The organism is Pantoea sp. X-Soil-MYKO-1289 (assembly GCF_059730625.1).
The window spans coordinates 3,965,157-3,987,984 of the sequence record NZ_AP036004.1; the positions used below are offsets into that span (position 1 = coordinate 3,965,157).

The window sequence follows — 22,828 nt, forward strand, 5'->3', positions numbered from 1 at the left end:
GTTATAAGGATTTCTGTCAGGATGAGGACGGCGAAACAAAAGATTATGCTGCTGGATAACGGCAGAGAATGGGGCGGCGGCACCAACAGCATGCTGGAGCTGCTTAAGCGCATCGACCGTGACGCTTTCGATATCACCTGCTGCTTCTACCACAATTACGCGCGCGGCAACGGTGAAACCATCGAATCTGTGCTTAACGCCATCGCCATACCTGTCGTCTTTATTCCTCAGAAAAAGCAGCCCGGCTGGGCGAAGCTCGCGAAGGAAGCGGCACGCGCCCTGCTTTTCTTCAATCGCCGCCTGAAAAAAGAGGCGGTCGACGCTATCGACGCGCGCTGGCGCGTCCGGCCAAACGCCCGCAAGCTGCGCGCGCTGCTGCAGCAAGGCCGCTACGATACGCTCTATATGAATAACCAGCCCAGCACCAATGTCGAGGGCTATCTCGCCGCTCAGGGTCTTGATATTGCCGTGGTACAGCACTGCCGCATTGAGCCGCTGATGAATACCCGCCTGGCGAAACTGGTGAATGATGAGTGCGATGCCGTTATCGCCGTCTCTCACGGCGTGAATCAGACCTTGCGCGACGGCGGCGTTGAGGCGTCGCGCTGTTTTACCGTTTCCAACGCCATTGATATCCACCAGCCGTTGCCTGAGCGCGCGGCGGTGCGCCAGCGCTTAAACCTGCCGGCGGAGAGCTTTATTTTCGGCACCATCGGCTCGCTGATCCTGCGTAAGTCGAACCACCATGTTCTGCAGGCGCTGGGCCATTTCAAACAGGCCTGTCCCGAAGCGAACTGGAAAATGATCGTGGTCGGCGATGGCCCTGAAGCGGCTGCGCTGCGCCAGCAGGCCGCCAGAGAAGCGATTCTCGATCGGGTCATCTTTACCGGCTTCCAGAATAACGCGCTGGATTACCTCGCCGCTTTCGACGTCTTTATTTTGGCTTCCCGCAGCGAGGGTCTGCCGCGCGTGGTGCTGGAAGCGATGCTGGTCAATACGGCGGTGACTGGCTCACGCGTGGTCGGCACAGAGGAGTTAATCAGCCATAACGACACCGGCCTGCTGTTCGAATATGGCGACGTGGCGCAGTTAACTCAGCACCTCGTCACGCTCTGGCAGGATGAGGCCTTGCGTCAACGATTAACCCAGGCCGCGTCGACGCGCGTTCGATCGCAGTACGCCATCGAAAACTATGTCAACGGCGTGGAAACCATCTTAAAAAGCGTCACAAGGAAGAAGCATGCTTAACTTTCTCAATCCCCGTTTTCGTCACGTGCGCGCACGCCATAATCTGCCTTACGCGCAGTCCGATGTGCAGGGCACCATCCCCGTGACCTCTATCGTTATTCCCTGTACCGGAGCGGATTACGTCGAAGAGGCGAAGCTCAGCGCGCTGTTTGCCGAGCGCTTTGCTACGGCGGCGCAGGAGATCGTTATCGTTAGCGACCAGCCCGCCGCCGCATTTGGCGAGCTGACGCCTAAAACCCGCGTTGTGACGCTGGCGGTGCCGCATCGCGAAGAGGCCTATCCTTACAAGCAAATTTATCGCAGCCGGCTGATAAAGATGCAGGCCCCGCTGCATGCGCAGGGCGACGGGATCCTGATGATCGATTCCGATCTCAACCTGCTTAAAATGCCGGAAATTCACATGAAAGACGGCCATTTTTACTCCAGCTTTCGCCAGGGAAAGATGATTGCCAAGCTGGCCGGCGCGGCGCAGGAGACGATCCCCGCCTACTATCAGCTCAGCGTGCGTCCCTACCTCGAAGATCACGTCAACGGCGCCTATCTGGCGGCCACGCGTCAGACCTGGCAGCGCGTCTGCCCGCTCTGGCTGACGCTGTTCGACGACACCTGGAAATTAATGAACGACAGCCAGCCGCCGACCGATCAGCTGCCGCTGGCGTGCCTGCTGGATCTGCTCGACCTGCGCACCGTCAACCTGGGCGAGTGGGCGAACTGGCCGGTATCCAAACGCATCGGCGGCAAGCCGGGCGTCATACCGCCAGAGGTGGTAGGCGCGCACGGCGGCTTCCCGCTTTCCGAATGGCAAAAATATCTGGCCGATCCTCGTCAGCCGCTGACCTTTAAAGGTCAGGACTACACCCGCAAGGTGCGCTATCTGACGGATGCGGAGAAGCAGCAGCAATAAGCCAAAGCCGCCGACGCGGCTTTTTTTTAATCCCAGCTCAGCACCACTTTCCCTGAACGTCCGGAGCGCATCTCATCGAAGCCCTGCTGGAAGTCGTCGATAGCGTAGCGGTGCGTGATCACGGGCGTCAGATCGAGCCCTGACTGAATCAGCGCCGCCATCTTGTACCAGGTTTCAAACATCTCGCGGCCGTAGATGCCCTTAATAAACAGCCCCTTGAAGATCACCTGATTCCAGTCGATCGCCATCTCGCCCGGCGGGATGCCCAGCAGCGCAATACGCCCGCCGTGATTCATCACCTCCAGCAGGGTGCGAAACGCCGGCGGCGCGCCGGACATCTCCAGCCCCACGTCGAACCCTTCCGTCATGCCCAGCTCGCGCATCACCGCGCGCAGATCTTCATGCGCCACATTGACCGCGCGCGTCACGCCCATGGTGCGCGCCAGCTCAAGGCGATAGTCGTTGATGTCGGTAATGACCACGTTGCGCGCGCCGACATGTTTACACACCGCCGCCGCCATAATGCCGATAGGCCCGGCGCCGGAGATCAGCACATCTTCGCCCACCAGATCGAACGACAGCGCGGTATGCACCGCATTGCCGAAGGGATCGAAAATCGCGGCCAGCTCGTCGGAAATATTGTCGGGAATGCGGAAGGCGTTAAAGGCGGGGATCACCAGATATTCGGCAAAGCAGCCCTGTCGGTTGACGCCGACGCCAATGGTATTGCGGCACAGATGGGTGCGGCCGGCGCGACAGTTGCGGCAGTGTCCGCAGGTAATATGCCCTTCGCCGGAGACGCGATCGCCGATGCTGAAGCCGCGCACCTCCTGGCCGATGGCGACCACTTCGCCGACATACTCATGCCCGACGATCATCGGCACCGGAATGGTTTTGCGCGACCAGTCATCCCAGTTGTAAATATGAATATCGGTGCCGCAGATGGCGGTTTTGCGGATTTTGATCAGCAAATCGTTATGGCCCGGCTCTGGGATCGGCGCATCGGTCACCATCCAGATGCCTTCCCGGGCGTGAAGTTTGGCTAACGCTTTCATGCAGAAGCTCCTCAGGCGATGACGCCAAGCTGTTGTCCAATGCGGGTAAAGGCCTCGATCGCTCGCTCCAGCTGCTGCTGGGTATGCGCCGCCGAAATCTGCGTGCGGATACGCGCCTGGCCGCGCGGCACCACCGGATAGAAAAAGCCGGTAACGTAAATGCCCTCCTGCTGCAGCAAACGGGCGAATTCCTGCGCCACGTTCGCTTCTCCCAGCATCACGGGAATAATGGCGTGATCGGCGCCCGCCAGGGTAAAACCGGCCGCCGTCATCTTCTCGCGGAAGAAACGGGCGTTGTCCCACAGGCGCTGCCGCAGACCGTCGCCTTCGCTCAGCAGGTCGAGCACGCGGATCGAGGCGGCAACGATCGCCGGCGCCAGCGAATTAGAGAAGAGATAGGGACGCGAGCGCTGGCGCAGCCATTCGACGACCTCGGCGCGAGCGGCGGTATAGCCGCCGGAAGCGCCGCCCAGCGCCTTGCCCAGCGTGCCGGTAATAATGTCGACGCGATCCATAACGTCGCAATATTCATGCGTGCCGCGACCGGCCGCGCCGACAAAGCCCACCGCATGGGAGTCATCCACCATCACCAGCGCATTGAACTCGTCGGCGAGATCGCAGATGCCGCGCAGGTTGGCGATCACCCCGTCCATCGAGAAGACGCCGTCGGTGGCGATAAGAATATGGCGCGCGCCTTTCTCCCGCGCCTCAACCAGACAGGCGCGCAGCGCCTGCATATCGTTATTGGCGTAGCGATAGCGCTGCGCCTTACAGAGGCGTACGCCGTCGATAATCGAGGCGTGATTGAGCGCGTCGGAGATAATCGCGTCTTCCGCGTCGAGCAGCGTTTCAAACAGGCCGCCGTTGGCGTCGAAGCAGGAGGAATAGAGAATGGCGTCCTCCATGCCGAGAAACGCCGCCAGCTTTTTCTCCAGCTGCTTATGCGTATCCTGCGTGCCGCAGATAAAGCGCACCGAGGCCATGCCGAAACCGTGCGTTTCCATGCCCTCTTTCGCCGCCTGAATCAGCGCCGGATGGTTTGCCAGGCCTAAGTAATTGTTAGCGCAGAAGTTAATGACCTGCTGCTCGCCCACCTCAATATCGGTTTGCTGCGCGGAGGTAATAATGCGCTCCTGCTTAAACAACCCTTCCCGATGCGCCGTATCCAGCTGCTGGCGGATCTGCTGATAAAATTGCGCTGTCATCATTGTTCTCCTCAGATGGCATAAATTCGGCACATCTTACTGAAGAAGAAGGGGGCTAACGATAAATCCACCAGGAGAATGTTAATTTTGCAGCATAGTTCACGTCAGAGAGCGTGGAGGGGGCGGCGTGTCAGAGTCATCTGGCTGTCTGCTCCGTGATGAAATGTTATGATGTGAGACATTAGCGCGTGAAACCGCCTGTTTCATGCCCCAACGTTTAAAGGTAGAGCACATGATTATCGTCACTGGCGGCGCAGGAATGATTGGCAGCAATATCGTCAAGGCGCTCAACGATCGCGGCATCAGCGATATTCTGGTCGTCGACAACCTGAAAGACGGCACCAAGTTCGTCAATCTGGCCGATCTGGATATCAGCGACTACATGGATAAAGAGGAATTTCTGACCTATATCGCCGCAGGCGAGGATTTCGGTCCCGTCGAGGCGGTATTCCATGAAGGCGCCTGCTCCGCAACCACGGAGTGGGACGGCAAGTACATGATGGACAACAACTATCAGTACTCGAAAGATCTGCTGCACTACTGCCTCGAGCGCGAAATTCCTTTTCTTTACGCCTCCTCCGCCGCCACCTACGGCGGCCGCAACGACAACTTTATCGAGAAGCGTGAATATGAGCAGCCACTGAACGTCTACGGCTACTCTAAAATGCTGTTCGATCACTATGTGCGCCAGATCCTGCCGGAAGCGGATTCGCCGGTGTGCGGCTTCCGCTACTTCAACGTTTACGGCCCGCGCGAAGGCCACAAAGGCAGCATGGCGAGCGTGGCGTTCCATCTCAACACCCAGATCGCCAACGGTGAAAATCCTAAGCTGTTTGAAGGCAGCGAGGGCTTCCAGCGCGACTTTATCCACGTTGACGACGTGGTCGCGGTAAATCTGTGGTGCTGGGAAAACAAGATCTCCGGTATCTATAACTGCGGCACCGGTCGCGCCGAATCGTTCCAGGAAGTGGCGGACGCGGTGCTGAAATTCCACCAGAAAGGGCAAATTGAGTACATTCCCTTCCCGGAAAAACTCAAAGGCCGCTATCAGGCCTATACTCAGGCGGACCTCACCAGTCTGCGCGCGGCTGGCTATGACAAGCCGTTCAAAACCGTCGCGCAGGGCGTGGCCGAGTATATGGCCTGGCTGAACCGTAGCGCATAAGGAACGCGTACCCGCGATGAAAATTCTGGTTATTGGCCCATCGTGGGTCGGCGATATGATGATGTCGCAAAGCCTCTATCGCACCCTCAAGGCTCACCATCCCGACGCTGTGATTGATGTGATGGCGCCGGCCTGGTGCCGTCCGCTGCTGTCGCGCATGCCGGAAGTGAGCCAGGCGCTGGCGATGCCGCTCGGGCACGGCGCGCTGGCGCTCGGCGAGCGTCGGCGCATCGGCAAATCGCTGCGCGCCAGCGGCTACGATCGCGCCTATGTGCTACCGAACTCGTTTAAATCCGCGCTGGTGCCTTTTTTTGCCGGGATTAAACGTCGCATTGGCTGGCGCGGCGAGATGCGCTACGGCCTGCTGAACGATGTGCGCGTGCTGGACAAGGTGGCGTTTCCGCTGATGGTGGAGCGCTATATTGCGCTAGCCTGCGACGCGCCGGTCGCTTCGGCGCAGCAGCTGCCGCAGCCGCTGCTCTGGCCCCAGCTTCAGGTAGAGGACCAGGAGAAAATCGAAACCTCCGCCCAGTTTCAGATCCCGGCGGAGCGGCCGCTGATCGGTTTTTGCCCGGGCGCGGAGTTTGGTCCGGCGAAGCGCTGGCCGCACTATCACTATGCGGCGCTGGCGCAGCAGCTGATTGCCGAAGGCAAACAGGTCGTGCTGTTCGGTTCGGCCAAAGATCGCGAATGTGGTGAAGAGATTATCGCGGCGCTGCCCGCCGAGGCGCGCCACTACTGCCGCAACCTGGCGGGCGAGACGCAGCTTGAGCAGGCGGTTATCCTGATTGCGCGCTGCGACGCCGTGGTCAGCAACGATTCGGGACTGATGCATATCGCCGCCGCGCTCAACCGGCCGCTGGTGGCGCTGTATGGCCCAAGCAGCCCCGATTTCACGCCGCCGCTTTCAAAGCAGGTGCGCATTATTCGCCTGATTACCGGCTACCATAAGGTGCGCAAAGGCGATGCCGCGCAGGGCTATCATCAGAGCCTGATCGACATCCCGCCGCAGCGCGTTTATCAGGAACTGAGCGAACTGCTGGCTCATCCGCAGGAGACGGCATGCACGTCCTGATCGTCAAAACGTCGTCGATGGGCGATGTGCTTCATACCCTTCCCGCGTTAACCGACGCCATGCAGGCGATCCCTGGCATTCGCTTCGACTGGGTGGTGGAAGAGAATTTCGCCCAGATCCCCTCCTGGCATCCGGCAGTGGACAAAGTCTTGCCGGTCGCCATCCGCCGCTGGCGCAAACACTGGTTCGGCAGTCAGCAGCGCGAAGAGCGGGTGCGCTTCAAGCGCGATTTGCAGTCGCGTCAGTATGATGTGGTGATCGACGCGCAGGGGCTGATCAAAAGCGCTGCGCTGGTGACCCGTCTCGCCAGAGGCGTCAAGCATGGCCAGGACAGCCGCAGCGCGCGCGAACCCTTCGCCAGCTGGTGGTACGACCAACGCCATGAGATTGATAAAAAGCAGCATGCGGTAGAGCGCACGCGCGAGCTGTTCGCGAAGAGTCTCGGCTACGAGAAGCCGCAAACCCAGGGCGACTACGCCATCGCCGCGCATTTTCTGCGCGACGTGCCGCAGGATATCGCCCCCTATCTGGTGTTTCTCCACGCCACGACGCGCGACAACAAGCACTGGCCGGAAAGCCACTGGCGCGAGCTGATCGGCCTGCTCCAGCCCTCGGGACTGCGTATCAAGCTGCCGTGGGGCGCCGAGCATGAGCATCAGCGCGCCCAGCGCCTGGCGGAAGGCTTCGACTATGTCGAGGTGCTGCCGAAGCTGACGCTGGAAGCGATAGCGCGCGAACTGGCGGGAGCGAAGGCGGTGGTGTCGGTAGATACCGGACTAAGCCATCTCACCGCGGCGCTCGATCGTCCCAATATCACGCTTTATGGGCCGACGGATCCGGGGCTGATTGGGGGATATGGACAGAATCAGCAGGCTCTCTGCCCACCTCAGGGCAACAGCATGTCAGAGATCAGTGCGCAAGCGGTGGCCGAAAGGCTGGAGACGTTTTTGGGATGAAAAAGCTCCACATTATCAATCTCGGCAAGATGGGCGGCGTCGAGCGTCTTTTTCTTCAATATATCAACGACTTTTCTGATGGAAAAGATGAGGTTATCTGCATCAGCAATGAGATTGACGAAGATATCCGACGCCAGATGCCGCAGCAAAAGATCGTTTTCGCCAGCCGGTTAGTTAATGGCCTTAGGCTAAAAGCGCCGCAGTTTCTCAGGAAGTATCTGTTGCAGAAGCGGGTTGAAGCCAGCGATGCGCAGGTCATCGTCGTCTGGGACCTGGTGCCGCGACTGACGGCCAGGCCGAAACGCGCGAAGCTGGTCTATTACGACCATGGCTGCTCCTGGCGCTATCCAGAGAATCATAAGACCCTGAGCTTTATGCGCATGCTAGATGGCGTCATCTCCGCCTCGTCAGCCTCTTCTCAGGTGATGAAGCATCGTTTTAACCTGCCCTGCCCCCATTATGTGGTCATTAACCGCATCATGACGCCGCCCGGCATACGCCCGGAACCGCGCGTGCTCACGTCGCCGATCAAAATCGGCACCGCCTCGCGTCAGGTCAGCCTGAAAGGTATAAGCGTCACGCTGTTGACGCTAAAAGAGCTGCTGAGCCGCGGTCATGACGTGACGCTTGAGATCGCCGGCAAAGGGCCCGATCGCGACGCCTTTATCGCGCTGGCCAGCAGGCTGGGCATTGAGGATAAGGTCACCTTTAGCGGCTTCCAGCAGGATATCGCGCCCTTTTTCAACCGCATCGATATCTATATGAGCACGCCGGTAACGGAACCTTTCGGTCTCTCCTGCATGGAGTCTCTCTATTTCGGCGTGCCGGTTATTTATCCATTGGTTGACGGGCAGCCTGAAGTCATAAAAAACGGCGTGTGCGGCATCGGTCTTACGCCTTCCGTCTCTATTGAAGAGCATGAAAAGCTGACGGGAATACGCGTCGATTTTCCTTACGACGTCTACGATCCCGTGCGAAATATCATGACCTGTCCGCTGCTGCTTTCGCATGTCGCCTGCGCGAATGCGGTAGAAACCTTATTTGATCAGCAGACCTATCAGCGTTTTAGCCAGCAGGCGAAACAGTGGACAAAAGAGCATTTTGATTACGCCGTTTTCAGGACTGAATTCAACGGCGCGCTGAGCGCTATAACGGGTAGTAACGATGAACATTAAGCTGACGCTATTTCGACAGGATAGGCCGCATCTCTATTTTAGCCTGCTCATTTTCGCCGGCTGCGCGCTCGCCTTTTTGACCGCGCCCTTCGGCGGTTCATTCGGCAGAAACGTTTTTTACATCACCAGCTATCTGGCGCTGGCGGGTTTTATCATCCACGCCAGATATTATCTGGAAGAGAAAAAGCATCTGGTGTTGCCTGTCGCCCTTTTTCTGGTCGGACTGGTGAGCATTCTCTGGACGACGATCTATAAACAGCCGGGCGATTACATCACGCTCTACCGCCAGTATCAGTCAACCGGCAGGCTGCAGATTGCCGCCTCGTTTCTGCTGCTGGTTACGCTGAATGACCAGCGCATCCGCCAGCGAAGCGCGCTGGTTGCCGCCATGATTACAGGACTCGCGGTAAACGCCTATGCGCTGTATCAGGGCATCCATCTCGAGATCGGCCGCGTTGAGCTTAATTACGATCGCGCCACCATCGCCGCCTATATTCTTACCGCGGTGAACCTGATTTTTATTAAATCCGCGCTGTTATTCAGAACGCGGCATAAAGTCTGGCTGTTTGCCCTGCTGTTTATGGTGACCTATACCACCATCATTCTGACCGGCACGCGCGCGGCTATGCTGGCCTATCCCATTCTGGTGCTGATCCAGGTGCTGTTCACCAAAGATGTCATACAGCGTAAGCATAAAATTATTCTCTTTACCGCCCTGCCGGTATTGCTGGTGATTAGCGCGCTGGTGTTTCAGAGCAAAATTCAGGCGCGAATTCAGGATCTCAAAGATAACATTGCGATGATGCATGAGACGCAGGGAGAGAATTCAATTATCTCCCGTCTCAGCATGCAGACCGTCGCCATGAAAACCGGCGTTACCGCTCTGGCAGGGCAATCGGCCGAAGAGCGCGGCGAGAAAGCGGAAGCCCTTATCAAACAAAACCCCAGCCTGTATGGCGCGCGAATCTATCTCAGCGTGCATATGCATAACGAAGTGCTGGAAAACTTTTCAATTAAAGGTCTGTTTGGCATTGTTTCGCTTATCGGCCTCTACCTGAGCCTGATTTACAGCGCCTTCAGGCCGCTGCGCAACCCGGCGTTACTCTCTGTCGGGATCTCGCTCATTATTTATGGCCTGAGCGACGTTATTTTCTTTAGCACGGAAGGGACGCTGCTTTATTGCCTGGCGATTATCTTCAGCGTCATGATTGTGAAACAGCCTTCTCCATCCGAGGATCGGCGTTAATGGCACAGCGGCGCTACCTGCTGAGCGTCATTGTGCCTTTTCACAATGACGAGGCGTTTATTACCGCCTGCCTGACCTCGCTGCTGACTCAGGCTGATGACGATATGCAGATCGTTGTTATCGATGACGGTTCGACCGACGGCTCAACCCAGCAGGTTACAGATCTGGTAGCGCGCTTCGCTCACCTCCATATCACCTTTATCCGCCAGAAAAATCAGGGCATTGCGACAACGCGCAATGTGGGATTACGGCATGCGCAAGGCGAGTTTGTGACCTTCCTGGACGGCGACGACCTGGTAAGCAGCAACTACTATGCGGTCATTAAGCCCGTGCTGCTTGCAGATAACGATGACCTGATTGATTTCAACTATGCACGCTTTGACGAGACGCCGCCTGTCGCGCCGCAGCGCGAAACGGCGCAGCGAACGCCCTATGATTTCTCTTCGCAGGGCCTCGCCTGCCTGCAGCCGCTGTTTCAACGCGCGATGTGGCATTTGTGGAATCGCATTTATCGCCATACCCTGCTGGCAGATGAGCGTTTTGAAGATGGCCGTCGCTATGAAGATGTTATTTTTACGCCCTTTCAGTACTTTAAAACGCGCCGGATTAGCCATCTGGAGAATACGCTCTACTACTACCGCGACAATCGCCGCGGCATAACGCGCAACGTTCGTCCGAGCGATATAGGCGACATGCTGTTCGCTCTGGAAAAAATACGAACAATGGCTGAAGCGAGACGCAGTGAGCCTGATTTTCAAAGGCTGGCGACGGGCATGATGCTGAATTGCTTTAGCGAAGTAAAAAGCATGTCAAAGGCGCTGTATGGCTACTACTACTACTCCGCCGCTACCCGAAAAGCGCTAAAAGCCGCCGCCGTGCTGTGTCGAGGCTACTGCAGGCCGAAGAAGTACTGGCAGATGCGCTATCCCGGCCTGGATACCTTTTTCTCTTCGCTGCGCCGCATCGGCAAAAAAAAGCCCGCTACGGCGCTATACCGCCGGGAGTAACGGCTGCTTTTTCTGCACGGCGAACTCCGTCAGCGTCAGGCCACGGGTGCGGCTCTGCAACCAGCTAAACAGCTGCTCCAGATCCTCATACAAACGCTCAATATCCGCCTCATTTTTAAAGGTCGGGCTGCCGTCGGGCATAAACTCGGAAGAGTGCAGCATAAACTCGACGTAGTCGCTGCCCTGGCTTAAGCACTGCTCTGCTACCCGCTTCATCTGCGCCACGTTGCCGCCGACCGGCCGGAGCCAGTTTACGGAAGGTCCCCGCTGTTTGCCGCGCAGGCCATCCCAGGCTTTTTTCAACCGGCAGGTAAAAACGCCGTGCCGGTACTGGATGCTCATGGGCACTTCCAGCAGGCTTGACTGGCCAGGCTGCGAGATATCGTTGAGATCGAGGAAATAGGCGTGGTCGGGGAAACGGCTGTAATCGGTGCCGCCCTTTCCCTGCGGCGCGCCGGCAGAGCCGCGCCAGTCAACGCGCGGCGTGACGGAACAGTCGACAAGATAGCCGTTATCCACCAGCGCCTGCGCATAGATTTCGTTGAACGCCCAGCGACCTGCGCGATGGCTGCACATTTTGGTCTGAAACGTCTCCTCCAGCAGATCGGTCATAAAGGCGACTTTGTCGCGCAGGATCTGCTCAGGGTATTCAATAAGGTAGGGCTGATAGCGCCAGTCATCATCGGTAAGCGCGTGCGCGGGCGGACTATGCCAGGCGTGCAGGTGCATACCCACTTCGCCTTGTCCGCGGGCCAGAAAATCGCGGGCAAAATCGACATAGGCGGGATCGCTCGCCATCTCGTAATTGGTCAGCCAGGTCGGTTTAAAACCATATTTTTCACAGAGCGCCTGAAAACGCGGCAGAAAACGGACGTTATGCGTCGTGACCTGGCCGCTACGGTTGCGCCACAGGTTATCGCCTTCAGTATCGAGCGTAATTAAAAATGCTGGTTTTTCCATGACTTATCCGTAATGCGAGATGCCGCTATAAAGCGTTATGTTACGCAGGCTGAGCACAAGTCGCAAAAAATTTAACCGCGCCTCCCTTTGCTTCTCTTAAAGCAGAGCATGTTTGGTTAAACTAAACTTATTTACGCTGTAATTTCTTAAGCCTTGTTAAGTTAAGGTTATGAAAAACAAGGTTAGGCTTTTCCAGCGCGGCTCCCTTAAAATCGAGCCGATAATAAGATTAGTGTTTATACACTTTTTGCTGCCAGGTCGAGACAGCCTTAGGTTTTACTCTATACAGGCTGGCATGTTGAGGTAGGTATTTTGGCAAAACGCATACTGATGATCATTGATGGCTTGCCTGGCGGAGGCGCTGAAAAAGTCGTGCTGACCCTGGCGGAAGGGCTGGTGGCGCTGGGACATCGCGTCTCGCTCTTCTCTTTACGTAGCGTATGCGACTACCCTATTCCTGAAGGCGTCGATTTCAAGGTGATCAAAGATCGCTGTAAATTGCCCTGGCGTAAACTCACCGAAACGCATCGGCGCGCGCGCCTGCTCGATCAGGCGGTTAACCAGGCACAAAAGGCTGAGGGCGCGTTCGACCTGGCGCTGTCACACCTCCATAAAACCGATCGTATCGTCAAACACTCACGCGTGCTGGATCCTCGTAAAACCTGGTATTGCCTGCACGGCGTCTTTTCAGCCTCTTACCTGGCGCGTAAGTCGGGATTCTCTCTGTGGCTGAAACGCTTAAAAATCCGCCATGTCTACCATAACAGCCAGCTGATTGCCGTCTCGCCTTATGTGCTTGAGGATTTAATTGAAAACGTCGGCGTGCGGCCGAGCCGTACCCAGGTGATCGCCAATCCATTCGATTTCGAACAGATTCAACAGCTGGCGGCGAAACCCTGCCCGCTGGCCGGCACCGATTTCATTCTTCATGTGGGCCGCTTCCACGAAACCAAACGCCACGACAGGCTGCTTGAGGCCTATGCGCAAAGCGGTATTCAGGCTCCGCTGGTGCTGCTTGGCCAGGGCAGTCCTGAACGCGCGGCGCAGCTGCGCCGCCTGGCGGATAGCCTGGGTATTGCAGAGCGGGTGATCTTTCAGGGATTTCAGGCGAATCCCTATCCCTGGATACGCCATGCCCGGCTGCTGGTCGTCAGCTCCGATAGCGAAGGATTCGGCAACGTGCTGGTCGAAGCGTTAATCTGCCAGACGCCGGTCGTCAGCACGCGCTGCCCGGGCGGACCGGCAACGATCCTGACGCACGATTTAGCGCGTGGGCTCGCTGAGATGAACGCCGCCTCTCTGGCGGAGAAAATGCGTGAAATTTATCATTACCCGCCCGAGTTGCATCATCTCGACCTAAGCATTTATAGTCTCTCCGTTATTTGCGAGCAGTATCTACAGCTTGCGCAGCGGTCGCACACGGAATTATCTGCCGCTCCGCAGCTTACGAGCTAAAAAGGTCTCCCTTTCGGCGTGACCGGATAAAGGGAAAATATTTTGAATTACGTAATACTTTTTCTGCTGTTTCTGCCGGTGAAGTGGGCGATGAAGCTGCTGCATCCTCGCACGGGTAAAAATCTGGTGATTCAGACAGCAAAAATCGGCGATTTCGTGAATATCACGCCGCTGCTTGCCCATCTGCAAAAAAGCGATGCGCTGTTAAGCCGCAGCGTTGCGCCGCTGGCGGAGCGCGACGATACGCTGGAGACTCTCTGGTATATCGAAGATCACAAAAGCAGCCTGATAAAGAAGTTCAGGCTGATTTGGCAGCTACTCAATCGTTACGACAATATCTATCTGCTGCACCCCAACAACCTGAATTTATTTATCGCCGCCTGCTGCAACGCCAGCAATAAGCAATTTTTAACCACCTATAAGCGTAAAGCCTATCAGGACATTTTTTACCTGACCGCCAGCGGCGTGGTCAGCCATGAAAAAAACACGCTAACGGTAGAGAACTATTTAAAACTGGCCGACCGCTCTTTTACCAAAGAGAGCTACCCTACTCACGCTACCCGTCCGCTCTGGCAGCCGGAAAAGCTGCCGGAAGAGATTTATGCGGGTCAGGGCGCCAGGATCGGCTTTAGCATCACCGCAGGCAACCAGGCTAAAACCATCCCGCCCGCCATCTGGAAAACGCTGTTCGATAGCCTGGACGATTTACCCTGCACGTTTTACGCCTTTGGCGCCCCCAATGAGCAGACCCGTATGCAGGAGCTCTTCAAGGTAACCGGCGAGCGAGAGAATATTGTTAGTCTCATCGGTAAGCTTCCGCTGGAGAGCCTGCCGGCCGCTATTGGCGAAATGGATTTTTACGTCGCCTCGGACTCCGGAAATGTCTATATCGCGGACGCGCAGCAGGTGCCGGTGATCCTGATATACGGGCCGTGCAGCGTTGAGGAGCAACGTCCTCTTGGTGACGTGCTGTTGATTGGCCCAGACCACATAGCGCCCTCCTCGTTTGTCTTTGAGGCGCTCTATCAGTTTCATCATCCCGCGGAACAGCTCTATAAGCTGGACGCACGCAAGCTTAACGATATCCACGATTTTATTTCCGCCAGGCTGGACAAGCAGCTGGCGCGACGGAAAAACAAACGAACAATATGACAGGACAGCCTGATTCTTCCCCTTTGCTCAGCATCATCTCTCCCATGTACAACGCAGGCGAGATGTTCGATGCCTTTATGCAGTCGCTGCTGGCGCAGACCCTGACCTCGCTGGAAATCATTATCGTCGACGACGGTTCAACCGACGATTCCGGCGCGCGCGCCGACGCCTGGGCGGCGCAGCATCCCCATATCAGGGTGATCCATCAGGAAAACGGCGGCGTATCGCGCGCGCGCAATGCCGGACTGCGAGTCGCGCGCGGCAAGTACGTCACCTTTCCCGATTCAGACGACACCATGCGGCCGGAGATGTATAAAACGCTGGTAGAGATGGCGGAACAGGACGATCTCGACGCCGCGCAGTGCAACGCCGAATGGTTTTTCCAGCGCGACCAGCGCACCAAACCGATGATCCCGCTGGAGCGCCTGCGCAGCACGCCGGTGCTGGATGGCGCGGCGTGGCTGAATACCGCGCTGAAAACCCGACGTTACCTGCATGTGGTCTGGCTGGGCATCTACCGCCGGTCGCTGATCGAGCAGAAGCAGCTCCGGTTCGAACCGGGCTTGCATCATCAGGATATTCCCTGGACCACCGAATTTATGTTCAACGCGCGGCGCGTGCGCTATACCGAACAGGTGCTTTATCGCTACTACATGCACGACGCCTCGATCAGCAACCGCAAGCGTACCGGCCAGCGCAACGTGGAGTATCAGCGCCACTACCTGAAGATCGCCCGCATGCTGGAGGAGATCAACGCGCGCTACAAAGAGAGCGTGACCCTCTATCCGGCTTTTCATGCGCAGATCACTCATGAAGCGCTGAGCGTCTGCCACTGCGTGCGCCGCGAGCCCGATCCGGCCGCGAAACAGGCGATTATCCAGGATATTTTCGCCAGCAAGACGCATCTGCGGATGCTGCGCAACGCGCGCGGCGTTAAACAGTGGTATCAGCTGCTGCTGTGGCTGAGTCGCCTCTGGCGCTGGCGAGACAAATAAGCGCCGCCGCAGGTTTCCCCTCCGAAGGGTTTGCCCTACAATCGCCTCACTGAAAATTAAGAGCATTTGTGTATGGCAAACCCGACTCACGCAGACGTCACCCCACACAATATTTTGCTAATCAAGCTGCGCCACCACGGCGATATGCTGCTTACCACGCCGGTTATCAACGCGCTGCGCCAGCGCTATCCGCAGGCCAATATCGACGTGCTGCTCTACAAAGAGACGCGGCCGATGCTGGAGGCGCATCCGGCGATTCGCCAGCTACACGTTATCGACCGCAAGTGGAAGCAGGAAGGAAGCTGGCGCAAACTACGCCACGAGCGCGACCTGCTCGCCGCCGTGCGCGCCAGCCATTACGATATCGTTATCAATCTCGCCGACCAGTGGCGCAGCGCGCTGATTACCCTGGTTAGCGGCGCGCCGCTGCGTATCGGCTTCGCATTCAATAAGCGCAACAACGCCTTCTGGCGGCGCTGCCACAACTGTCTGGTGCCGACCAGCAACCATAATCAGCTGCATACGGTAGAGCAGAATATGACGGCGCTGACGCCGCTCGGCATCTCGCCGCAGGGCGCGCGCGCCTCTATGCACTACAGCGCCGTCGACGGACAAAAAGTCGATGCGCTGCTGGCTGAACAGGGCGTCGACCAGGCGTTTATCGTCTTTCAGCCCACCTCGCGCTGGAACTTTAAGTGCTGGGAAGAGGAGAAGGTCGCCGCGACCATCGATCAGCTGGCGCAGGCGAACCGCAAAGTGGTGCTGACCGCCGCGCCCGACAAGCATGAGATGGCGATGATCGCGCGCATCCAGGCGCTCTGCACGACGCCGCATCTGGTGACGCTGGCGGGCCAGCTCACGCTGCCGCAGCTGGCGGCGCTGATCGATCGCGCCCAACTCTTTATCGGCGTCGACTCCGCGCCGATGCATATGGCCGCCGCGCTCGACACGCCCTGCATCGCGCTGTTCGGGCCGACCAAGCTGCAGTTCTGGCGGCCATGGGGCGACCATAATCGCGTTATCTGGGCAGGCGATTACGGCCCGCTGCCCAATCCAGACGCCATCGATACCAACACCCGCGAGCGCTATCTCAGCGCCATTCCTGTCGATGATGTGGTCGAAGCCGCAAGGGATTTTCTGCATGACTAAATTACGCCTGGCGATCGTCCGCCAGAAGTATCGCCCTGACGGCGGTGCCGAGCGCTTTATCTCGCGCGCGCTGGAAGCGCTTGGCAGCGAGCAGCTGGATCTCAATATCATCACGCGCAGCTGGCAGGGAACGCCGAATCCCGACTGGCATCTGCACATCTGCAATCCGCCAAAGCTGGGGCGGATTTCGCGCGAGCGCGGCTTTGCGCGCGCGGCGCGCGCCTGCTGGGAAAAAGAGCGGTTCGATATCGTTCAGAGCCATGAACGCATCGCGGGCTGCGATATTTTTCGCGCCGGCGACGGCGTGCATCGCGTCTGGCTGGAGCAGCGGGCGCGCATCGTCTCGCCGTGGCAGCGCATCAGCGCCGCCCTGAGCCCCTATCATCGCTACGTGCTGCGGGCGGAAGCGGAGATGTTCAACGCCGCGTCCCTGAAGGCGGTCATCTGCAACTCAGAGATGGTGAAGCGCGACATCCTGCGCTGCTTTTCGCTGAGTGCGGAGAAAATCCACGTTATCCATAACGCTATCGACGCTCAGCGCTTTCAGCCCGCCAGCGAGGCGAGCCGCCGTGCGACGCGTCAGCAGCTGCAGCTGCCGGAGAACGCGACGGTACTCATCTACGTCGGCTCCGGCTTCGAGCGCAAAGGGTTAAAGGCGGCGATCGAAGCGCTGGCGAACAGCGACCGCTATCTGATTGTGGTCGGCCAGGACAAGCAGCTGTCGCGCTATCAGCAGCTCGCCAGCCAGCTGAACTGCCTCGACAGGCTGCGGTTCGTCGGCGTGCAGCAGGATGTGCAGCCCTTCTACCACGCCGCCGACGGCCTGCTGCTGCCGACGCTCTACGATCCCTTTCCGAATGTCGTGCTGGAGGCGATGGCCTGCGGCTTGCCGGTGATCACCAGCACCGGCTGCGGCGGCGCGGAATTTATTACCGCTGGTCAGGAAGGCTTCGTTTGCGATGCGTTAGATATCAAGGCGTTGAACCAGGCTATTATGGCGATACCGGCGCTTTCGGTTGATTCGCGTTTAGGCGAAGCCGCAAGGCGCAGAATCGAGCCTTACGGCCCTCAGCGTCTGGCGCAGTCGCTGACTTCCCTTTATCAGCAGGTCCTGCTGCGTCGCTGACAAAGTGGTGAGCGTATCTGGGCTTTCTGGTAACATAGATTGATTTATGTGAAATTTTTACTGCCAGGCTGTCGAAACGATAACTATGACAACCCTCTATACCGTTCTGCTCTACCTCATCCAGCCGCTCATCTGGCTGCGCCTCTGGCTGCGCGGCCGTAAAGCGCCGGCGTACCGTAAACGCTGGGCAGAGCGCTACGGCTACTGCACGGGAAAAGTGGAGCCGGACGGCATCGTGTTGCACTCGGTCTCCGTCGGCGAAACCCTGGCGGCCGTTCCCCTGGTGCGCGCGCTGCGTCATCGTTATCCGACCTTGCCGATTACCGTGACCACCATGACGCCGACCGGCTCTGAGCGCGCGCAGTCGGCGTTCGGCAAAGATGTGCATCACGTTTATCTGCCTTACGATCTGCCTGGCGCCATCAACCGTTTTCTCGACACGGTCAATCCGCGGCTGGTGATCATCATGGAAACCGAGCTGTGGCCCAATATTATCCGCATCCTGCATCAGCGCCAGATCCCGCTGGTCATCGCCAATGCGCGCCTGTCGGAGCGTTCCGCTAAAGGCTATCGCAAGCTGGGCGGCTTTATGCGCGACCTGCTGCAGCGCATTACCCTGATCGCCGCGCAGAATACGGAAGATGCCGACCGCTTTCTTGCGCTGGGGCTAAAACGCTCGCAGCTGGCGGTAACCGGCAGCCTGAAATTCGATATTTCCGTGACGCCCGAACTGGCCGCCAGAGCGATAACGCTGCGTCGTCAGTGGGCGCCGCGCCGTCCGGTCTGGATCGCCACCAGCACCCATGAAGGGGAAGAGGCGATTGTGCTGGACGCGCATCGTCGGCTGCTGCAAACCTTTCCCGATCTGCTGCTGATTCTGGTGCCTCGCCATCCAGAGCGCTTCACCGATGCGCGCAACCTGACGCAGAAACGCAACTTCAGCTTTATCCTGCGCAGCAGCGGCGAAATTCCTTCCGGCTCGACCCAGGTGGTGATCGGCGACACCATGGGCGAGCTGATGCTGCTTTATGGCATCGCCGACCTCGCTTTCGTCGGCGGCAGCCTGGTCGAGCGCGGCGGACACAATCCGCTGGAGCCTGCCGCCCACGCCATTCCGGTGCTGATGGGCCCTCATATCTGGAACTTCAAGGATATCTGCGCCAGGCTGCAGCAGGCGCAGGGTCTGATTACCGTCACCGACGTGATATCGCTGGAGAAAGAGGTGACCAATCTGCTGCAGGATGAGGATTACCGTCTTTATTACGGCCGTCACGCGGTCGAGGTGCTGCACCAGAATCAGGGCGCGCTGCAGCGTTTGCTGCAGTTGCTTGAACCCCATTTACCGCCGCGGGCCCACTGATGACCGCTCGCCAACGCCTTTCCGTAGTGATGATCGCCAAAAACGAAGCGGCGCTGCTGCCCGACTGTCTCGCCTCCGTTAGCTGGGCAGACGAGATTATCCTGCTGGACTCCGGCAGCAGCGACGAGACCGCCGAGATTGCGCGCCAGGCTGGCGCTAAAGTCTATCGCGCCGAAGCGTGGGCCGGATTCGGCAAACAGCGCCAGCGCGCGCAGCGCTACGCCAGCGGCGAGATGATTCTGATGATCGATGCCGACGAGCGCGTGACGCCGACGCTGCGCGCCAGCATTGAAGCGGTTCTGACGCGGCCGCCTTCCGGTACCGTCTACAGCCTGAACCGCAGCAACCTCTTTCTCGGCCGATTTATGCGCCACAGCGGCTGGTACCCGGATCGCGTTATGCGCCTCTATCCGCGCGCGCTGAGCTATAACGACAACCTGGTGCACGAGTCGCTGGAAACGCAGGGCGCGCCGGTGGTGCGGCTGCAGGGCGACCTGCAACATCTCACCTGCCGCGACCTGATCGTTTTCCAGCAGAAGCAGCTGGCCTACGCCGCCGCCTGGGCGCAGGAGCGCCACCAGCGCGGCAAGCGCTGCGGCCTCTTCTCGCTCTTTTCCCATACGCTGGGCGCCTTTCTGAAAACGCTTCTGCTGCGCGCAGGCTTTCTCGACGGCAAACAGGGCTGGATTCTGGCCGTGGTCAACGCGCAGTACACTTTCAACAAATATTCCGCGCTGTGGGCGCTGAATCATGCCGCAGACAAAGGCCGTCTATGAGCACTAAAGCGATTTATCCCGGAACCTTCGATCCCGTTACGCTCGGCCATCTCGATATCGTGACGCGCGCCGCGCGGATGTTCGATCGGGTGGTGCTGGCGGTCGCCGCCAGCCCGAGCAAAAAGCCGATGTTTAGCCTGGACGAGCGCGTCGAGCTGGCGCAAAACATGGTGGCGCATCTGCCGAACGTCGAGGTGGTGGGATTTAGCGATTTGATGGCGAACTTCGCCCGGGCGCAGCAGGCCAATGTGCTGGTGCGCGGCCTGCGCGCGGTGTCCGACTTCGAGTATGAGATGCAGCTCGCCCATATGAACCGCCATCTGCTGCCGACGCTGGAGAGCGTATTTCTGATGCCGACCGAAGGCTTCTCTTTCGTCTCTTCTTCGCTGGTGAAAGAGGTGGCACGCCACGGCGGCGACGTCAGCGCCTTTCTACCGCCGCACGTGCTGCAGGCGCTGCTGGCGAAGCTGGCCTGATTAACGCTGGCAGTTGGGGCACCAGAAGGTGCTGCGCTGCCCATGCTTGCCGCTGACGATGGGCGTGCCGCAGGCGCGACAGGGTTCGCCGGCGCGGCCGTAAACCTGCAGCTCCTGAGCGAAATAGCCGGGCTTGCCGTCGCTCTGTAAAAAGTCGCGCAGCGTGGTGCCGCCCTGCTCTATCGAACGCAGCAGCACCGCCTTAATGGTCGCGGCCAGACGCTGCGCCTCTTCATCGCTCAGGCTCATCGCCGGACGATCGGGCAGGATCCCGGCCGTGAACAGCGACTCGCTGGCGTAGATATTGCCGACGCCGACCACCACCTTGTTGTCCATCAGCCATTGTTTAACCGCCGTACGCTTGCCGCGCGACTTCTCATAGAGATAGTCGCCGCTAAAGGCGTCGCCGAGCGGTTCAGGCCCCAGGTGCGCCAGCACGTTGCTGCCTTCGGGATCGGTGCTCCACAGCCAGGCGCCGAAGCGGCGCGGATCGGTGTAGCGCAGCACTTTGCCGTTGCTCATCACCAAATCGACATGGTCGTGTTTCGCGGCGGGCTGCTCTTCCGGCAGCACGCGCAGGCTGCCGGACATGCCGAGATGGATAATAATCCAGCCGTGCGGCAGCTCCAGCAGCAGATATTTGGCGCGGCGCTGCACGCTCAGCACAGGCTGGTCGCTGAGCGCATGGATCTCCTGCGACACCGGCCAGCGCAGGCGACTATTGCGCACCACCGCATGTAGAATTTTTTCGCCCACCAGATGCGGTTTTCTATGCCGCGTCGGCTGGTTTCGACCTCGGGTAATTCCGGCATGTTCTCTCCTCAAAAAGCGGCAAAAACAAAAAACCCGGCCTAAGCCGGGTTTTTCACAGAACACCAAAATTATTTAATTTTGGCTTCTTTGTAGATCACGTGCTGACGTACAACCGGATCGAACTTTTTCAGTTCCAGCTTCTCAGGTTTAGTACGTTTGTTCTTCGTGGTGGTATAGAAGTGACCTGTACCAGCAGAGGAAACCAGCTTGATCTTCTCACGAATACCTTTAGCCATGATTCAGTTCCTTAGTACTTCTCACCACGGGCGCGGATTTCGGCCAGAACCGTATCGATGCCCTTTTTATCAATAACACGCATACCTTTAGCAGATACACGAAGAGTAACGAAGCGCTTCTCGCTCTCAACCCAAAAACGGTGTGAGTGCAGGTTCGGAAGGAAACGGCGTTTCGTCGCGTTCATTGCGTGGGAACGGTTGTTACCGGTCACCGGACGCTTTCCAGTTACCTGGCAGACTCGTGACATGTCTATTCTCCAAAAATCAAATCAGCTCGAGCTTTAAAAACTAGGTCTTGGCCGCCTCGTCAGGCTCATAGCCCGCCAGGCGAGTTCCATGTGAACCCGCTAAGCTGGCCCAAACGCCAAACCCGAGATTCTCAAAGGTGGCGTAGTATACGCCGCTCAGCGCAAGTGCTCAAGTCCCGAACAGATAAAGATCCCTGAAGATCGTGCAAAAACCCGCCACCTGCACCTGCCGCACCTGGCTTTTTACAGCCAGCCACGCTCCGCAAAAGAGACATACTCGCCGTGACCGATCACCAGATGATCGAGCAGGCGTATATTCAACAGGGTGCAGGCCGCGCTGACCTTATGCGTAATGTGGCGATCGGCGCGGCTCGGCTCCGCCATGCCGGAAGGATGATTATGCGCGAGAATAATCGCCGCCGCGTTAAGCTTCAGCGCCTCGCGCACGATTTCGCGCGGATGCACCTCGACGCTGTTGATAGAACCCATAAAGATCTTCTGCGCCTGTAATACGCGGTGCTGATTATCAAGAAACAGCGCCATAAAGATTTCCCGCTCCTGATGCGCCAGCACGCTCTGCAAATAGTGTCGCGTGACCTGTGGGTTCGCCATGACATCTTCCCGCGCCATCTGACTGGCGAAAAAGCGCCGCGCCAGTTCAGCAATGGCGTGCAGCTGCGCCAGCTTGGCGGCGCCCACGCCTTTTATCTCGTCGAACTCCGCCGGCGCCGCAGTCATGATGTGGTAAAGGGAGCCGAAACGCTGCAGCAACTGCTGCGCCAGCGTAATGACATTCGCGCCGACCGTGCCGGTGCGCAGAAAGATCGCCAGCAGCTCGACGTCGCTTAACGCCTCTGCGCCCATTGACCGTAATTTTTCCCGTGGTGTCATACTGTCCATAAATGCCTCCTGCCGTTGACGACATCATGGTTAAATACTGTATACTTAACCAGTAACTTCTGTTGGATTTACGAGGCGCCTCGCAAACGCAGGAGATGAAAAGGCGCGGGGGCGGCTTTATGATAGAGTCCTGCCACCCGGCCGCG

22 protein-coding genes and 1 pseudogene are annotated in these 22,828 nt (G+C 58.2%); 16 read left to right on the forward strand and 7 right to left on the reverse strand.

Annotated features, from left to right (window positions below):
• Window positions 1-21: 21 nt before the first annotated feature.
• Both AC6I7Z_RS18805 and AC6I7Z_RS18810 read left to right on the forward strand, forming a co-directional pair.
• On the forward strand, window positions 22-1,248 hold the full coding sequence (locus AC6I7Z_RS18805; protein WP_497815295.1) for a glycosyltransferase: 1,227 nt from the start codon (window positions 22-24) through the stop codon (window positions 1,246-1,248).
• Window positions 1,241-2,152, forward strand: a complete 912-nt coding sequence (locus tag AC6I7Z_RS18810; RefSeq protein WP_497815296.1) for a hypothetical protein — start codon at window positions 1,241-1,243, stop codon at window positions 2,150-2,152. The genes AC6I7Z_RS18805 and AC6I7Z_RS18810 overlap by 8 nt, the downstream gene beginning before the upstream one ends.
• Before the next feature lie 26 nt (window positions 2,153-2,178).
• Here the strand turns inward: AC6I7Z_RS18810 and tdh are convergent, their stop codons facing one another.
• On the reverse strand, window positions 2,179-3,207 hold the full coding sequence (gene tdh, locus AC6I7Z_RS18815) for an L-threonine 3-dehydrogenase (protein WP_497815297.1): 1,029 nt from the start codon (window positions 3,205-3,207) through the stop codon (window positions 2,179-2,181).
• Window positions 3,208-3,218: 11 nt separating this feature from the next.
• Window positions 3,219-4,412: a glycine C-acetyltransferase gene (locus AC6I7Z_RS18820; RefSeq protein ID WP_497815298.1), complete on the reverse strand. Its 1,194-nt coding sequence runs from the start codon at window positions 4,410-4,412 to the stop codon at window positions 3,219-3,221.
• Between the two features lie 232 nt (window positions 4,413-4,644).
• Between AC6I7Z_RS18820 and rfaD the strand changes: the two genes are divergently transcribed.
• The 6 genes from rfaD to AC6I7Z_RS18850 are packed head-to-tail and all read left to right on the forward strand — an operon-like array spanning window position 4,645 to window position 11,036.
• Entirely contained in the window at window positions 4,645-5,577 is a 933-nt protein-coding gene (gene rfaD, locus AC6I7Z_RS18825; protein WP_497815299.1) for an ADP-glyceromanno-heptose 6-epimerase, read from the forward strand.
• Between the two features lie 16 nt (window positions 5,578-5,593).
• Window positions 5,594-6,652, forward strand: coding sequence for an ADP-heptose--LPS heptosyltransferase RfaF (gene rfaF, locus AC6I7Z_RS18830; protein WP_497815300.1), 1,059 nt, complete (start codon window positions 5,594-5,596; stop codon window positions 6,650-6,652).
• A complete protein-coding gene (gene rfaC, locus AC6I7Z_RS18835) occupies window positions 6,640-7,608 on the forward strand; it encodes a lipopolysaccharide heptosyltransferase RfaC (RefSeq protein WP_048782894.1) in 969 nt (322 codons plus the stop codon). Before rfaF ends, rfaC begins: the two co-directional genes overlap by 13 nt.
• Window positions 7,605-8,783, forward strand: a complete 1,179-nt coding sequence (locus AC6I7Z_RS18840; RefSeq protein WP_497815301.1) for a glycosyltransferase — start codon at window positions 7,605-7,607, stop codon at window positions 8,781-8,783. Before rfaC ends, AC6I7Z_RS18840 begins: the two co-directional genes overlap by 4 nt.
• A complete protein-coding gene (locus AC6I7Z_RS18845) occupies window positions 8,773-10,029 on the forward strand; it encodes an O-antigen ligase family protein (protein WP_497815302.1) in 1,257 nt (418 codons plus the stop codon). Before AC6I7Z_RS18840 ends, AC6I7Z_RS18845 begins: the two co-directional genes overlap by 11 nt.
• A complete protein-coding gene (locus AC6I7Z_RS18850; RefSeq protein ID WP_497815303.1) occupies window positions 10,029-11,036 on the forward strand; it encodes a glycosyltransferase in 1,008 nt (335 codons plus the stop codon). Before AC6I7Z_RS18845 ends, AC6I7Z_RS18850 begins: the two co-directional genes overlap by 1 nt.
• Here the strand turns inward: AC6I7Z_RS18850 and AC6I7Z_RS18855 are convergent.
• On the reverse strand, window positions 11,019-11,996 hold the full coding sequence (locus tag AC6I7Z_RS18855; protein ID WP_497815304.1) for a polysaccharide deacetylase family protein: 978 nt from the start codon (window positions 11,994-11,996) through the stop codon (window positions 11,019-11,021). The two genes, AC6I7Z_RS18850 and AC6I7Z_RS18855, sit on opposite strands and share 18 nt — an antisense overlap.
• 330 nt (window positions 11,997-12,326) lie before the next feature.
• Between AC6I7Z_RS18855 and AC6I7Z_RS18860 the strand changes: the two genes are divergently transcribed.
• From AC6I7Z_RS18860 to coaD, 8 genes are all read left to right on the forward strand, one after another.
• Complete coding sequence (locus AC6I7Z_RS18860; protein ID WP_497815472.1) at window positions 12,327-13,451, forward strand: glycosyltransferase; 1,125 nt, start codon at window positions 12,327-12,329, stop codon at window positions 13,449-13,451.
• 42 nt (window positions 13,452-13,493) lie between these two features.
• Window positions 13,494-14,603, forward strand: a complete 1,110-nt coding sequence (locus AC6I7Z_RS18865) for a glycosyltransferase family 9 protein (RefSeq protein ID WP_497815305.1) — start codon at window positions 13,494-13,496, stop codon at window positions 14,601-14,603.
• On the forward strand, window positions 14,600-15,598 hold the full coding sequence (locus tag AC6I7Z_RS18870; protein ID WP_497815306.1) for a glycosyltransferase: 999 nt from the start codon (window positions 14,600-14,602) through the stop codon (window positions 15,596-15,598). The genes AC6I7Z_RS18865 and AC6I7Z_RS18870 overlap by 4 nt, the downstream gene beginning before the upstream one ends.
• A gap of 72 nt (window positions 15,599-15,670) precedes the next feature.
• Window positions 15,671-16,747 (forward strand): putative lipopolysaccharide heptosyltransferase III, encoded by a 1,077-nt coding sequence (gene rfaQ, locus AC6I7Z_RS18875; RefSeq protein ID WP_497815307.1) that lies wholly within the window; start codon window positions 15,671-15,673, stop codon window positions 16,745-16,747.
• Entirely contained in the window at window positions 16,740-17,873 is a 1,134-nt protein-coding gene (locus tag AC6I7Z_RS18880) for a glycosyltransferase family 4 protein (protein WP_497815308.1), read from the forward strand. Before rfaQ ends, AC6I7Z_RS18880 begins: the two co-directional genes overlap by 8 nt.
• A gap of 85 nt (window positions 17,874-17,958) precedes the next feature.
• On the forward strand, window positions 17,959-19,233 hold the full coding sequence (waaA, locus tag AC6I7Z_RS18885; RefSeq protein ID WP_048782874.1) for a lipid IV(A) 3-deoxy-D-manno-octulosonic acid transferase: 1,275 nt from the start codon (window positions 17,959-17,961) through the stop codon (window positions 19,231-19,233).
• The gene (locus tag AC6I7Z_RS18890) at window positions 19,233-20,009 is read left to right on the forward strand and encodes a glycosyltransferase family 2 protein (protein ID WP_497815309.1); all 777 of its coding nucleotides are present in this window, start codon (window positions 19,233-19,235) and stop codon (window positions 20,007-20,009) included. The genes waaA and AC6I7Z_RS18890 overlap by 1 nt, the downstream gene beginning before the upstream one ends.
• A complete protein-coding gene (coaD, locus tag AC6I7Z_RS18895) occupies window positions 20,006-20,485 on the forward strand; it encodes a pantetheine-phosphate adenylyltransferase (protein WP_497815310.1) in 480 nt (159 codons plus the stop codon). Before AC6I7Z_RS18890 ends, coaD begins: the two co-directional genes overlap by 4 nt.
• Here coaD and mutM read toward each other — a convergent pair.
• The 4 genes and pseudogenes from mutM to radC form a co-directional block, all read right to left on the reverse strand.
• A pseudogene (gene mutM / locus AC6I7Z_RS18900) lies at window positions 20,486-21,297 on the reverse strand (bifunctional DNA-formamidopyrimidine glycosylase/DNA-(apurinic or apyrimidinic site) lyase).
• A 69-nt stretch (window positions 21,298-21,366) separates the two neighbouring features.
• Window positions 21,367-21,534 (reverse strand): 50S ribosomal protein L33, encoded by a 168-nt coding sequence (gene rpmG / locus AC6I7Z_RS18905; protein ID WP_001051798.1) that lies wholly within the window; start codon window positions 21,532-21,534, stop codon window positions 21,367-21,369.
• Between the two features lie 11 nt (window positions 21,535-21,545).
• Window positions 21,546-21,782 carry a 50S ribosomal protein L28 gene (rpmB, locus tag AC6I7Z_RS18910; RefSeq protein ID WP_010616494.1) on the reverse strand — a complete coding sequence of 79 codons (237 nt, stop codon included), beginning with the start codon at window positions 21,780-21,782 and terminating at the stop codon, window positions 21,546-21,548.
• Window positions 21,783-22,025: 243 nt separating this feature from the next.
• Complete coding sequence (gene radC, locus AC6I7Z_RS18915) at window positions 22,026-22,682, reverse strand: RadC family protein (protein ID WP_497815311.1); 657 nt, start codon at window positions 22,680-22,682, stop codon at window positions 22,026-22,028.
• Window positions 22,683-22,828: the final 146 nt, after the last annotated feature.